We start from the raw sequence: 13330 nt of genomic DNA, 5'->3' as shown, positions 1-13330 counted from the left end.
GTCCGGCATCGCGCATTCCGTCTCACTATCCCGGCTCTCCGGCGGCGCCGGCCGCCGGGATGACCTCACTTCTTGCAAACAGGACATCAACTCCATGCAGCCGAGCTCCATCGCCCCCGAATGCAAATCCGCCGGCCCGGAAGTCTCGGCCGCCTTCGAGGAGTTCATGAGCGCCTTCGAGGCGTTCAAGGACGCCAATGACCAGCGGCTCGGCGCGCTGGAGCGGCGCGGCGGCGATGTCGTCGCCGACGACAAGGTGACGCGGATCAATGCCGCGCTCGACGCGCAGAAGGCGCTGATCGACGAGCTGGTGCTGAAAGCCCGCCGGCCCCTGCTTGGCGGCGGCGATGCCGTCAGCGACCTCGCCGCGCGCGAGCACAAGGCGGCGTTCGACGCCTATGTCCGCACCGGCGAGGCGGCGGGCCTCAAGCGGCTGGAGGCCAAGGCGCTTTCGGCCGGGGTGGGCGCGGATGGCGGCTATACCGTGCCGAACGAGACCGAGCGCGAGATCGGCCGCCGGCTCACGGCGCTGTCGCCGATCCGCGCCCTCGCCGATGTCAGGGTGATCTCGGCCGGCACCTATAAGAAGCCGTTCATGACCTCCGGCCCGGCGGTCGGCTGGGTGGCGGAAACCGGCGCGCGCGGCCAGACCGCCAGCCCGGTGCTGGATGAGATCGCCTTTCCGGCGATGGAACTCTACGCCATGCCGGCGGCGACGCAGACGCTGCTGGACGATTCGGCGGTGAATATCGACGAATGGCTCGCCATCGAGGTGGAAGCCGCCTTCGCGAGCCAGGAAGGCACGGCGTTCGTCACCGGCGACGGGGTGGGCAAGCCCAAGGGCTTCCTCGCCTATGACACGGTGGCGGAAAGCGCCTGGGCGTGGGGCAAGCTCGGCTTCCTCGCCACTGGCGCCGCCGGCGATTTCCCCGCCGCCAGCCCCTCCGACCCGCTGGTCGACCTCGTCTACGCCGTGAAGGCCGGCTACCGGCAGAATGGCAGCTTCCTGATGAGCCGGCGCACGCAGGGCGCGGTGCGCAAGCTCAAAGACGAGAACGGCCAGTATCTGTGGGCGCCGCCCAGCGCGCCGGGCACGCCGCCGAGCCTGATGGGCTTTCCCGTGCATGAGGCGGAGGAGATGCCGGGCATCGCCGCGAACAGCCTCTCCATCGCCTTTGGCGATTTCCGCCGCGGCTATCTCGTGGTCGACCGCGCCGGGGTGCGGGTGCTGCGCGACCCCTATTCCGCCAAGCCCTATGTGCTGTTCTACACCACCAAGCGCGTCGGCGGCGGGGTGCAGGATTTCGACGCCATCAAGCTGCTGAAATTCGCCGCCTGAGGCGTCGGCCTCGCGAAAAAAATGGGGCGCCCGGTAAGGGGCGCCCCAGAAGACGGTCAGGTCTCGAAAGGTCCGTTCGGCTCAGTTGGCCGAGCGGGTCACTTGGTCGAGCGGGCATTCGCCTCGACGGCCTGGTTGATATAGGCGTCGGAGGTGCCGGGCACGGTCACGGTGGCGTTGCGGCCTTCCACGACCGGCTGCGCGGTCTGGCTCTGCACCTGCGGGGCCGGGTGGGTGCCATAGACGGTGGTGTCACGGCCGGCGGCCTGGGCGCCCACGGCGCCGAGGGTGGCGAAAGCGACAGCGGCGATGAGGATCTTGTTCATGGTCGATACTCCTTGAAAAGCGGCCGGCGCGCGCTCACCTGGGGGCGCCGGCCTTGGGGGGAAGTGGGAGATCAGTTGGTCGAGCGGGCGTTCGCCTCGACCGCCTGCTTGATGTAGGCGTCGGAGGTGGCGGGCACCGCGACCGCGGCGTTGCGGCCCTCGACGACGGGGGCGGCAGCTTCCGCCTGCACCGAAGCGGCGCGCTCATAGGTGCTGGCGTCGCGGCCATCGGCAGCCTGGGCGGCAACCGAACCGAAGGTGGCGAGGGCGACGGCGGCGATGAGGATCTTGTTCATTTTGATCTTCTCCGAAGAGTGGGTGGGCGGCCCGTGTCGGCCGCGCCGTTCATGAGGAGAAGCTAGTTCCGGCACCGGCGCATGGCCAGTTGCGAAATGGCGCCGATAGGATTGCGTAAATGCAATAACAACTGCGTGTTTGGCTCTGGCGCAGGCGCGTGGGCGTGCCTAAGGGCGTAAGCGATAAGGTCGTGCACGCTTTAAAATCGGGCCGAGACCGGCACTGCACCCGCGCAGGTGACGATTGCACGCGCCGCTTCTGGCCGCTACAGGGCAGGACCACTTGCGGAGCCGCCTTTGACACGTCTTCTGTTCGTGTGCAGCCGCAACAGGCTGCGCAGCCCGACTGCCGAGCAGGTCTTCGCCGGGCGGGAGGGGCTTGAGGTCGCGTCCGCCGGCACCAATCGCGATGCCGACACCCCCGTGACGGCCGACCTCGTGGCCTGGGCCGACATCATCTTCGTGATGGAGAAGGCGCAGCGGGAAAAGCTGCAGGCGCGCTACCGCGCCGCGCTCAAGGACAAGCGGCTGGTGTGCCTCGACATACCGGACCGCTTCGCCTTCATGGACCCGGCGCTGGTGGCGCTGCTGGAGCGCAAGGTGAGGCCGTTCCTGCGCTGAGGCTTCGCTCCAGAGCGTTTTCGAGCGAAGTGGATACCGGTTCGCGTGAAGAAAACGCGACAAAACAAAGAGTTAGATCATTTCTCTGTTTCTGTGAAACAGTGAAATGATCTAACGCCCGATCCCCCGCAGGGTGGCGTCGATCCAGGCGCGCTGCGGGCCGATGAGCGTGGCGCCGGTGACGCCGCCGCAGCCGCGCGCCCCGCCCGCCGCCGTCGACCAGCCGATGATGCCGGCGACCACGCCGTCGATCAGCACCGGGCCGCCGCTGTCGCCGGTGCAGCCGCCCTTGGCGGCGCCGTCGGACAGGCGGACCATGATGCCGCCCGTCGTGCCGATGCTGGGCAGGGTGACGGCACGCAGCGTGCCGGCGCTTTTGCCATCGCCGTCCTTGGTCACGCCATAGCCGGCGACGGTGAAGGCGGTGCGCTTGGGCGGCAGCGCCACCTCGCGGGTGAGCGCGGCGGGGCGGAAGCTGGCGGGCAGCGGCTCGCTGAGCCGCACGAGCGCCAGATCCGGCGTCGGGCGGCGCGTTTCGAACGAGTTCGGGTCGAAGGACGGATGCACCGCCTTCCGGTCGATCGGGATCAGCCGGGGCGTGCCCGCGTCGAACACCACCACCGCATAGTCCGCCGCCGGCTCGACGCAATGGGCGGCGGTGAGCAGCACGTTTGGCCCCAGCACCACGCCGGTGCAGGTGGCGCCGCGCGTCGACACGATCATCGTCGTCTCCGCCGCCAGCTCCGGCGCCGCCGGCCCTCCGCCGACAATGGCGCGGGCGGGAGTGGCGAGCGCGAGGGTGGTGAGGACGGCGGAGAGGAGGAGGCGCATCGGCTCGTTCCAGACAAGGGCGCGCCGTTGTGGCCGCGCCCGGCCGCAAGGTCAATCGCGAACCCCTTCACACAGAGAGGCACCATGCCCGCGATCCTTCTCGCCGGGCCTCTAGTCGAGCCGCTGACGCTCGCCGAGGCCAAGACCTATCTGCGCGTCGATCACGGCGCCGAGGACGCGCTGATCGCCTCGCTTATCACCGCCGCGCGGGCAACCGTGGAGGCGCTGACGCGCCGCGTGCTGATCGAGCAGAGCTGGCGGCTCGTGCGCGATGCCTGGCCCGCTTCCGGCCTGATCGCGGTGCCGGCGAACCCGCTGAAAGCGCTCACCGCCGCCCGCCTCATCGCCGCCGATGGCACGGAAACCGCGCTGCCGCTCGACGCCTTCACGCTCGACACGGCGCGGCTGCCGGGGCTGATCCGGGTTGCGCGGGGCGCCGTGCCCAACCCGACGCGCCCGCTCGCCGGCATCGCGCTCGACATCACCGCCGGCCATGGGCCGAACGCCGACCATGTGCCCTCGCCGCTGGTGGAGGCGGTGCGGGTGGTTCTTGCCCATTTCTACGAGCACCGCGATGTCGCCGGGGCCGGTGCGGCCTTCCCCGCCCGGCTCGACGCGCTGGTGGCGCCGTTCCGGGTGGCGCGGCTATGAGCGGCATCGGGGCCTTGAGGCACCGGCTGGTGCAGGAAACGCCGGTGGAGATGCCGGACGGCATGGGCGGCGTCACCCGCAGCTTCCTCGCCGTCGACAGCCTGTGGGGGGCGATCGCGACGCGCGGCGCGGCGGGGGACATCGCCGACCGGCCCGGCGCGGTGCTCGCCCACACCATCACGCTGCGCGCGCCCGCCACGGTGCAGCCGGGCGACCGGCTGCGGCTCGGCACCCGGCGCTTCCTCGTCGAGGCGGTGAGCGACCCGGACGGGCGCGGGCGCTTTCTCATCTGCGATTGCCGGGAGGAGACGCCATGAAATTCGCAACTCGTCTGCGCGGGCTGGAGGCGCTGCGTCGCCGGCTGGCGCAGCTGATGCCCGCCGCTGCGGTCGGGAGGCGGCGATGAGCGCCGCGACCGCGCCGGCGGTGGCGCTGCGCCGGGCAATCCACGCCGCACTCTCTACCGACGCGGCGCTGACCGCCGCGCTCGGCGAAGGCCGCATCCACGACCTGCCACCGATGAGCCCGGCCTTTCCCTATGTGACGCTGGGCGAGGCGCAGGTGAACGACTGGTCCACCGCCACCGAGGCGGGGGCCGAGCACCGGCTGAGCCTCGCCTGCTGGTCGCGCCAGGGCGGGCATGCCGAGGCGCACCAGCTGGCGCATCTGGTGCAGCAGGCGCTGCACGACGCGCCGCTTGCCCTCGACAGCCATCGGCTCATCAATCTGCGCTTCACCTCGGCGGAGATCCGCCGCGAGCCGGGCGGGCGCACCTATCGCGCCCTGCTGCGCTTCCGCGCGGTGACCGAGCCGGCGTGACGGCGCGCCGGCAGCATTTGTATGCAAGTGATTCTGCCGACTCAGGAATCTGCGCGGAGTTGAATCGGGATGTGAGCGGGCGTGCGGCATGGGCGCCGTCCCGGCCGCGCCCGGCGGGCAAAGCGGATTGTGGTTTTGGCAAAACCGCGAAGAAAGCCGCGCAAGCGATTCAGGCGACTCACGAATCCGCCTGAAGTTGATTCAGAACATGAAGTCACTTGGCGGCGTTTGCGGACTCGGAATGTGAAGTCGTCACGACTTCATCCGCTGTCCTGCGTGGGAGTGATTGTAATTCCCAAGGGTTAACCATCTCTGAATACCGTCAAAGACATATAATCGCAAGCAAAGGAGCGGCCGATGGCGGCGCAGAAGGGCAAGGACCTTCTCCTGAAGATCCATGACGGCACGGCCTTCGTCACCGTGGCGGGGCTGCGGTCGCGGCAGATCGCCTTCAATGCCGAGGCGGTGGACGTGACCCATGCCGAGAGCGCCGGGCGCTGGCGCGAGCTGCTCGCCGGCGCCGGGGTGAAGCGGGCCTCGGTGGTGGGCTCCGGCGTGTTCAAGGATGGCGCGTCGGATGCGCTGATCCGCCAGAGCTTCTTCGACGGCACGCTGCGCAACGCCCAGATCGTGGTGCCGGATTTCGGCACGCTGGCCGGGCCGTTCCAGATCACGAGCCTGGAATTCGCCGGCGAGCACGACCGCGAGGTGACGTTCGACATTGCGCTGGAAAGCGCAGGCGAGATCACCTTTGCCGCGCTGTGAGGGGGCGCGGTGCGGGGACGCCGGGTGAGGAACATGCCCCCAGGACCGGGCGTGACCCGGCCACCCCGTACATCGCCGGGCCAGCGGTGGGGAGGCTGGGTCCCCGGGTCAAGCCCGGGGATGAGGGGTTGCAGGTGGTACGAGCCGCGCTCCTGCACCAGCAAACCATCCATTCCTCCCTCATGCCCGGGCTTGACCCGGGCACCCAGAGACGGCTCCGCGTGCCAAGCCCTCGACCAAGCCATGCGGATGCGGAAGGCTGGGTCCCCGGGTCAAGCCCGGGGATGAGGGGCGGGTATTCGCGTCAGCTTCAGCCCTCGGGAAGGAACACATCATGGCCAACCGCCATCGCGGCGAGATTTCCGCCGAACTCGACGGGCGCCGGCGCACGCTGGTGCTCACCCTCGGCGCGCTGGCGGAGCTTGAGGACGCGTTCGGCGCCGAGGATCTGGTGGCGCTCACCGGGCGCTTCGCCCAGGGGCGGCTCGCGGCGCGCGACGCCATCCGCCTCATCGCCGCCGGGCTGCGCGGGGCGGGGGAGAGCGTCACCGAGGCGGAGGTGGCGCGCATGACCACGCCGGGCGGGGCGGCCGGTTTCGCGCGGATCGTCGGCGCGCTGATCGCCGCCACGTTTGGCGGGGAAGAGGCGGGCGAGGGCGCGGCCCGCCCTTTGCCCGATCCTCCGGAGGCGGCGGGATAGGCGGGCCGGCGCAGCTTGGCGGGGAGGGCGTTCCGCCCTTTCCCGGGGAGGGCGCTCCGCCCTTCCCCTGGCAGGCGGCGATGGCGTTCGGCTTCGGCCGGCTGCGCCTGTCGTCGCCTGCCTTCTGGCGGATGACGCCGCGCGAACTCGCCGCCGCGCTGCGCGCCTTTGCCGGGCCGGCGCGGGCGCCGCTCGACCGCGCCGGCCTCGCCGCGCTGATGGCGCGGTTCCCGGACTGAGGGAGCGCCGTCTCGCCCGCGCGTGCCTCATCCCCGGGCGTGACCCGGGGACCCAGCGCCGCCGCCTGCGCCTCCGCTGGGCCGGAACGCGGAACCAATTCAATCAGGAGAGCACGATGGCTGCGGACGACACGGATGCGTTCGACGAGGGGCTGACGGTCGATATCCGCGCCGACACCAGCGCTTTCCAGCGCGAGATCGCGGAAGCGGAGCGGCTGGCGCGCGGCTTCGGCCGGGCGGTGGGCGATGCGCTCACCGGGGCGACGCTGAAGGGCCGCGAGGCGGACGACGTGCTGCGCAGCCTGGCGGGCCGGCTGTCCTCGCTGGCGCTCGACATCGCCTTCAAGCCGCTGGAGCAGGGCGTTTCCGGCCTACTCCAGGGCGCCTTGGGCGGGCTCTCCGGCTTCGCCAAAGGCGGGGCGTTCGAGCACGGCCGCGTCACCCCCTTCGCGCGCGGCGGGGTGGTGGCGGCGCCGACCTATTTCCCCATGGCAGGGGCGCAACTCGGCCTGATGGGCGAGCGCGGGGCGGAGGCGATCCTGCCGCTGGCGCGCGGGGCCGATGGCCGGCTCGGCGTTGCCGCACAGGGCGGGGGACGCGCCACGCAGGTGACGGTGAATGTCGCCACCCCCGATCCGGGCGCCTTCCGCCGCTCCGACGCCTATCTCGCCGGCCTCATCGCCCGCGCCGTGGCGCGCGGGGAAAGGAGCCTGTAGATGCCCGGCTTTCACGAAGCGCTGTTTCCGCTCGACATCGCGCTCGGCGCGGCGGGCGGGCCGGAGCGGGCGACGGAGATCGTCACCACACTCACCGGCCGTGAGGAGCGCAACACGCGGCTCGCCCATTCGCGCCGGCGCTGGGATGCCGGCTATGGCGTCACCTCGCTGGCGCAGCTCTCCAGCGTCGTCGCCTTTTTCGAGGAGCGGCGCGGGCGGCTGTTCGGCTTTCGCTGGCGCGACCGGCTCGACCACGCCTCCGGCGCGCCGGGGGTGGCGGTGACGCCGCTCGACCAGGTGCTGGGCAGCGGCACCGGGGCGCGGGCACAATTTCCGCTGGTGAAGACCTATGGCGGCGCGCACGCGCCCTATTCTCGCCCCATCGCCAAGCCGGTCGCCGGCTCGGTGCGGGTGGCGGTGAACGGGGCGGAGCGGGTGGCGGGCACGCATTTCACCCTCGACGCGGCGACCGGGCTCATCACCTTCATGCCCGGCCATGTGCCGGCGCTGGGGGCCAGTGTCACCGCCGGCTTCCTGTTCGACGTGCCGGTGCGCTTCGACACCGACTTTCTCGAAGTGAACCTCTCCGCCTTCGAGGCGGGGGCGATCCCGCGCATTCCCATTGTGGAGATACGGCCGTGAGGGAACTGCCCGAAGGCCTCGCCGCGTCGCTCGCGGGCGGGGTGACGACCCTGGCGCGCTGCTGGCGGATCACCCGCCGCGACGGTGTGGTGATCGCGCTCACCGAACATGACGAGGACCTTGCCGTGGACGGCACGCTGTTCCGCGCCGCCGCCGGCGTTTCCGGCAGCGAGGACGCGGCGGCGCAGGGTTTCGCGGTCGGCGGCGGCGAGATGGCGGCGGCGCTGACCTCGGAGCTGATCGACGACGGCGATCTCGATGCCGGGCGCTATGACGGGGCGGGGATCGAGCTGATCCTCGCCGACTGGTCGGCGCCGGCGAACTTCGTGCTGCTGCGGCGGGCGACGCTCGGCGAGGTGCGGCGCAGCGAGGGTAGCTTCACCGCCGAACTGCGCGGCCTCTCATCCGCGCTGAATGTGGTGCGCGGGCGGCTGTTCACCGCCGGCTGCGATGCCGATCTCGGCGATGGCCGCTGCGGGATCGCGCTGGCCGCGCCGGCCTTCACCGGCCATGGCACGGTGGGCGCGGCGGAGGCGCCGGGGCTGATCGTGGCGGAAGGGCTCGGCGCCTATGCGGCGGGCTGGTTCACGCAGGGGCGGCTCGTCGTCACCAGCGGCGTCAATGAAGGCTTCGCTACCGAGGTGAAGGCGCACAGCGTGAGCGCCGGCACGGTGCGGCTGGAACTGTGGCAGCGGCCGCCGGCCGCGCTGGCGCCCGGGGATGCGTTCACCGTCACCGCCGGCTGCGACAAGAGCTTCGCCACCTGCCGCGACCGCTTTACCAACACGCTGAATTTTCGCGGCTTTCCGCACATGCCGGGCAATGACGCGGTGCTGCGGGTGGCGACGCCGGGGAGGCCGTGATGGGCGAGCGGGATCTGCGCGCGCAGGCGATCGCCGAGGCGCGGGAATGGATCGGCACGCCTTATCTCCACCGCGCCTCGCTGAAAGGCGAGGGCGCGGACTGCCTCGGCCTCATCCGTGGGGTGTGGCGGGCGGTTGTGGGGCCGGAGCCGCAGGACCTGCCGGCCTATGCGCCGGACTGGGCCGAGGCGACCAAGGCCGAACAGATGGCGCAGGCGGCGGGGCGCCACATGCGCGCCGTGGAAGTGGAGGCCATCGCCCCCGGCGATGTGCTGCTGTTCCGCTGGCGCGAGGGCTTTCCCGCCAAGCACGCGGCGCTGCTGGTGACGCCCGACCGCATGGTGCACGCCCATGACGGCGCGGCGGTGGCGGAAGTGTTCCTCGCCCCCTGGTGGCGCCGCCGCCTCGCCTTCGCCTTCGCCTTTCCCGGCGCGTGAGGGGCGAGCGATTAAGCGCTTCGTGTCCCGGCCCAGTGACGCCGCAGGCGGAGCGCCGCGCCGGGACCCAGCACAAAGCGCTTCGGCCGAAAAGTCTCCCCTGGGCCCCGGATCGGCGCCGCGCGGCGCGCGGCTGGTCCGGGGAGCAGGCCTTCCCCATGGCAGATGACGAGCGAAAAACATGGCCACACTCATTCTCGGCGCGCTGGGTGGGACGATTGGCGGGGCGCTGTTCGGGCCGGTGGGCGCGCTGGCCGGGCGGGCGCTGGGCGCGCTCGGCGGCTCGGCCATCGACAGCCTGGTGCTGAACCCCGGCCAGCGCACGGAAGGGCCGCGCCTCGCCGAGTTCGGCACCATGACCTCCACCGAGGGCGCGGCGCTGCCCCGGCTCTATGGGCGGGCGCGGCTTTCCGGCCAGGTGATCTGGGCGGCGCCGGTGCAGGAGGTGGTGTCCACCCAGACGCAGGCTTCCGGCGGCAAGGGGGGAATGGCCGGCGGCGCCAGCACCACGACCTACAGCTATTTCGGCAGCTTCGCCGTCGGCCTGTGCGAAGGCCCGGTGACGCGGATCGGCCGCATCTGGGCCGATGGAAGGCTGCTCGACACCCGCGCGCTGAATGTGCGGCTGCATCGCGGCGGCGAGGACCAGCTGCCCGATCCGCTGATCGAGGCGCGCGTGCCGGGGGCGCCGGCCTATCGCGGCCTCGCCTATCTGGTCTTCGAGCGCCTGCCGCTCGCCCGCTTCGGCAACCGGCTGCCGCAGATTTCCGTCGAGGTCGAGCGGGCGGTGGGGGCGCTGGAGAAGGCAGTGCGGGCGGTGACGCTGATCCCCGGCGCCACCGAGTTCGGCTATGAGCCGCGCGAGGTGCTGCGGGTGGACCGGCCGGGCGTCTACCAGCTGGAAAACCGGCATGTGAGCACCCATGCCAGCGATTTTGCCGCGAGCCTCGACCAGCTGCTTGCCGCCTGCCCGAATCTCGAACGGGTGGCGCTGGTCGTCACCTGGTTCGGCACCGATCTGCGCGCCGGTTCGTGCCAGATCCGCCCGGCGGTGGAGCGGCGCAGCAAGCCGACGCAGATCGGCGTCTTTCCCGTAAGCTGGCAGGTGGCGGGGCAGACCCGCAGCACGGCGGCGCTGGTGAGCCAGTTTGACGGCAAGCCCGCCTATGGCGGCACGCCTTCCGATTCCAGCGTGATCGCCGCGCTTCAGGCGCTAAAGGCGCGCGGGCTCAAGGTCACGCTGAACCCGTTCGTGATGATGGACATTCCCGCCGGCAACACGCTGCCGGACCCCTATGCGCCGGGGGCGATGCAGAAGGCGCATCCCTGGCGCGGGCGCATCACCTGCCATCCCGCCCCCGGTGTCGCCGGCTCGCCCGACGGCACGGCGGCGGCGGGGGCGCAGGTGGCGGCGCTGTTCGGCACCGCCACCGCCGCGCAGTTCGGCGCCGCCTCCGGCCAGGTCACCTATGCCGGCCCGGCCGAGTGGACGCTGCGCCGCATGGTGCTGCACTACGCCAAGCTGGCGCAGATCGCCGGCGGGGTGGAGGCGATCCTCATCGGTTCGGAAATGGCGGCGCTGACCCGCGTGCGCGCCGCGCCGGGCGTCTACCCCGCCGCTGGCGCCTTCGCCGCGCTGGCGGGCGAGGTGCGGGCGATGCTGGGGCCCGGCACGCAGATCGGCTATGCCGCCGACTGGACGGAATATGGCGCGCATGTGCGCGACGGCGGGGCGGAGGTGCGTTTTCCGCTCGACCCGCTCTGGGCCTCGTCGGCACTCGATTTCATCGGCATCGACTGGTACCCGCCGCTCGCCGACTGGCGCGAGGGCGACGCGCATCTCGACGCGGACGCGTATGAGAGTGGGCATGACCGCGCCTATCTCGCCGGCAACCTCACGGGCGGCGAAGCCTTCGACTGGTATTACCCGGATGAGGCCGCCCGTGCGGCGCAGATGCGGGCGCCGATCACCGATGGCGCCTATGGCGAGCCGTGGGTGTTTCGCCAGAAGGACCTCGCCGGCTGGTGGAGCCACGCGCATCACGAGCGCGTCGGCGGCGTGCGGCAGGCGAGCGCGACGGCCTGGGTGCCGGGTTCGAAGCCCGTGCGGCTGATGGAAATCGGCTGCCCGGCGGTGGACAAGGGCGCCAACCGGCCGAGCGCCTTTCCCGACCCGAAATCGACCGAGGGCGGGCTGCCGCCCTTTTCCTCCGGCGCGCGTGATGACCTGATCCAGCGCCGGCATCTGGAGGTGAGCCTCGCCGGCTTTTCCGGCTCCACCGCGCTGAACCCGCCGGCCCCGGCGCTGCCGGGCGGGCGGATGATCGACCCGGCGGCGATCCATCTCTGGACCTGGGACGCGCGGCCCTTCCCGGTGTTTCCTAACGCCACCCATGTGTGGGCGGACGGGGCCAACTGGCAGACCGGGCACTGGCTCACCGGCCGGCTCGGCGCCGCGCCGCTGGCCGAGCTGACGCAGGCGCTGGCGGCGGATTTCGGCGTGCCGGACCTTGCGACCGGCGAGCTGCGCGGCATCATCGACGGCTATGTCGTCGACCGGCCGATGACGGCGCGGGCGGCGCTGGAACCGCTGGCCCGGGCCTTCGCCTTCGACCTTGTCGAGCGCGGCGGCGCGCTCACCCTCGCCCCGCGCGGCGGGCGGGTGCGCGTGGTGCTGACCGATGATGACATCGCCACCGGCGAGGGTATCGCCGCCCCGTCGCTGGTGCGGGCGGCGGAAGGCGAATTGCCGCTCTCGGCCACGCTCGGTTTCATCGACGGCACGACGGACTACCGCCGCGCCACCGCCGCCTCGCGCCGGCTGGCGGGCGCGGCGCGGGCGGAAACCGGCATGGACACCGCCATGGTGGCGGATCCCGGTCTTGCCGCCGGCCTCGCCGACCAATGGCTGCAGGATGCGTGGGCCGGGCGCGACACTTTGAGCCTGACGCTGCCGCCCTCTCACCTCGCGCTGGAGCCGGGCGATTTGGTGCGGCTGGAGCGCGACGGACGGGCGCGGCTGATGGAGATCGTCTCCATCGAGGAGCGCGGCACCCGCCGTGTCGAGGCGCGCAGCATCGACCCGGCCGTGTTCGCCCTCGCGCTGCGCGAGGGGCGGGCGGGCGAGGTCGAACTGCCGGGCGGCGAGGGGCCGGCGCTGGTGCATCTCCTCAGCGTGCCGCTGGCGGGCAGCGAGGGCGCGCCGGTGCTGGCCTGGCTCGGTGCCTTCGTCACGCCGTGGCCGGGCAGCCTCACCGTCTGGCGGGCGGTGGACGGCGGCAGCTTCGAGCCGGTGGCGACACTTTCGGCGGCGGCGGTGACGGGGGAGACGCTGGAAGCGCTGCCCGCCGGCCCGCTCTGGCGCTGGCAGCGGGCGAGCCTTGAGGTCGAACTCGATGGCGGGCTGCTCGCCGGGGCCAGCGCGGAGGCGGTGCTCGGCGGGGCCAATGCGCTGGCGCTGATCGACCCCTCGGGCGCCGTCGAGGTGATCCAGTTCACCGAGGCCGAACTGATCGGCGCCACCCGCTGGCGGCTCTCCGGCCTGCTGCGCGGCCAGCTCGGCACCGAGGCGCGGGCGGCGCAGGACTGGCCGGCGGGAACGCGGTTGATGAAGATCGACGCCAATTTGGTGCCGGTAGCGAGCGGGCTCGACATGATCGGCCGCGCCGTCACCTACCGCATCGGCGGCGCTGACCGCGACCATGGCGACGACGCCGTGACCGAGATCGCCGCCACGCTCGGGCCGCAGGCGCTGCGCCCCTTCGCGCCGGTGCATGCCCGCGCCCGGCGCGGCCCCGCCGGGGTGACACTGAGCTGGACGCGACGCACGCGGGCGGGCGGCGATTCTTGGGATCTGGTCGAGGTGCCGCTCGGCGAGACCAGCGAGGCCTATGCGGTGGAGATTCTGAGCGGCGACGCCGTGAAGCGCCGCTTCACCGTTTCCGTGCCGGCCGTCCTCTATGCCAGCGCCGACGAGATCGCCGATTTCGGCGCCGCCCAGCCCTTTCTCGATGTCCGCATCGCCCAGCTCTCGGCCGAGGTCGGCGCGGGCGCGGCGCTGACCGCGCGGCTGCGCAGCTGATTTC

16 protein-coding genes are annotated in these 13330 nt (G+C 71.9%); 13 read left to right on the top strand and 3 right to left on the bottom strand.

What is annotated here, in order from left to right:
• Positions 1-94: 94 nt before the first annotated feature.
• Positions 95-1339, top strand: a complete 1245-nt coding sequence (locus K9D25_RS20495) for a phage major capsid protein (RefSeq protein WP_244377868.1) — start codon at positions 95-97, stop codon at positions 1337-1339.
• 98 nt (positions 1340-1437) lie between these two features.
• On the opposite strand, the gene K9D25_RS20490 is transcribed toward K9D25_RS20495, so the two are convergent.
• A complete protein-coding gene (locus K9D25_RS20490) occupies positions 1438-1665 on the bottom strand; it encodes a hypothetical protein (RefSeq protein WP_244377866.1) in 228 nt (75 codons plus the stop codon).
• Between the two features lie 71 nt (positions 1666-1736).
• Positions 1737-1961, bottom strand: a complete 225-nt coding sequence (locus K9D25_RS20485) for a hypothetical protein (RefSeq protein ID WP_244377865.1) — start codon at positions 1959-1961, stop codon at positions 1737-1739.
• A gap of 297 nt (positions 1962-2258) precedes the next feature.
• Here K9D25_RS20485 and K9D25_RS20480 point away from each other — a divergent pair, with 297 nt between their 5' ends.
• Positions 2259-2582 carry a low molecular weight protein tyrosine phosphatase family protein gene (locus K9D25_RS20480; protein WP_244377864.1) on the top strand — a complete coding sequence of 108 codons (324 nt, stop codon included), beginning with the start codon at positions 2259-2261 and terminating at the stop codon, positions 2580-2582.
• Between the two features lie 111 nt (positions 2583-2693).
• Here K9D25_RS20480 and K9D25_RS20475 read toward each other — a convergent pair whose 3' ends face one another.
• Entirely contained in the window at positions 2694-3413 is a 720-nt protein-coding gene (locus tag K9D25_RS20475; RefSeq protein WP_244377863.1) for a S1 family peptidase, read from the bottom strand.
• 84 nt (positions 3414-3497) lie between these two features.
• Here K9D25_RS20475 and K9D25_RS20470 point away from each other — a divergent pair, with 84 nt between their 5' ends.
• The 11 genes from K9D25_RS20470 to K9D25_RS20420 all read left to right on the top strand — a co-directional run bounded on the left by K9D25_RS20470 (position 3498) and on the right by K9D25_RS20420 (position 13326).
• The gene (locus K9D25_RS20470) at positions 3498-4064 is read left to right on the top strand and encodes a head-tail connector protein (RefSeq protein WP_244377862.1); all 567 of its coding nucleotides are present in this window, start codon (positions 3498-3500) and stop codon (positions 4062-4064) included.
• Entirely contained in the window at positions 4061-4381 is a 321-nt protein-coding gene (locus K9D25_RS20465; protein WP_244377860.1) for a head-tail adaptor protein, read from the top strand. The genes K9D25_RS20470 and K9D25_RS20465 overlap by 4 nt, the downstream gene beginning before the upstream one ends.
• 85 nt (positions 4382-4466) lie before the next feature.
• Positions 4467-4883 (top strand): DUF3168 domain-containing protein, encoded by a 417-nt coding sequence (locus tag K9D25_RS20460; protein WP_244377858.1) that lies wholly within the window; start codon positions 4467-4469, stop codon positions 4881-4883.
• 357 nt (positions 4884-5240) lie between these two features.
• Positions 5241-5648 (top strand): phage major tail protein, TP901-1 family, encoded by a 408-nt coding sequence (locus K9D25_RS20455; protein WP_244377856.1) that lies wholly within the window; start codon positions 5241-5243, stop codon positions 5646-5648.
• A gap of 334 nt (positions 5649-5982) precedes the next feature.
• Positions 5983-6348, top strand: coding sequence for a gene transfer agent family protein (locus tag K9D25_RS20450; protein ID WP_244377854.1), 366 nt, complete (start codon positions 5983-5985; stop codon positions 6346-6348).
• Positions 6345-6587 (top strand): rcc01693 family protein, encoded by a 243-nt coding sequence (locus K9D25_RS20445; protein ID WP_279613820.1) that lies wholly within the window; start codon positions 6345-6347, stop codon positions 6585-6587. Before K9D25_RS20450 ends, K9D25_RS20445 begins: the two co-directional genes overlap by 4 nt.
• A 116-nt stretch (positions 6588-6703) precedes the next feature.
• Complete coding sequence (locus K9D25_RS20440; RefSeq protein WP_244377850.1) at positions 6704-7303, top strand: phage tail tape measure protein; 600 nt, start codon at positions 6704-6706, stop codon at positions 7301-7303.
• Positions 7304-7945: a DUF2460 domain-containing protein gene (locus tag K9D25_RS20435; RefSeq protein WP_244377848.1), complete on the top strand. Its 642-nt coding sequence runs from the start codon at positions 7304-7306 to the stop codon at positions 7943-7945.
• Positions 7942-8808: a DUF2163 domain-containing protein gene (locus K9D25_RS20430; RefSeq protein ID WP_244377846.1), complete on the top strand. Its 867-nt coding sequence runs from the start codon at positions 7942-7944 to the stop codon at positions 8806-8808. Before K9D25_RS20435 ends, K9D25_RS20430 begins: the two co-directional genes overlap by 4 nt.
• Entirely contained in the window at positions 8808-9245 is a 438-nt protein-coding gene (locus tag K9D25_RS20425) for an NlpC/P60 family protein (protein ID WP_244377844.1), read from the top strand. Before K9D25_RS20430 ends, K9D25_RS20425 begins: the two co-directional genes overlap by 1 nt.
• Positions 9246-9426: 181 nt before the next feature.
• Positions 9427-13326: a baseplate multidomain protein megatron gene (locus K9D25_RS20420; RefSeq protein ID WP_244377843.1), complete on the top strand. Its 3900-nt coding sequence runs from the start codon at positions 9427-9429 to the stop codon at positions 13324-13326.
• Positions 13327-13330 lie beyond the last annotated feature (4 nt).

It is taken from the genome of Ancylobacter polymorphus (genome assembly GCF_022836935.1).
Classification (GTDB): Bacteria; Pseudomonadota; Alphaproteobacteria; order Rhizobiales; family Xanthobacteraceae; genus Ancylobacter; species Ancylobacter polymorphus_A.
This window is presented reverse-complemented; position numbering and strand designations above follow the sequence as displayed.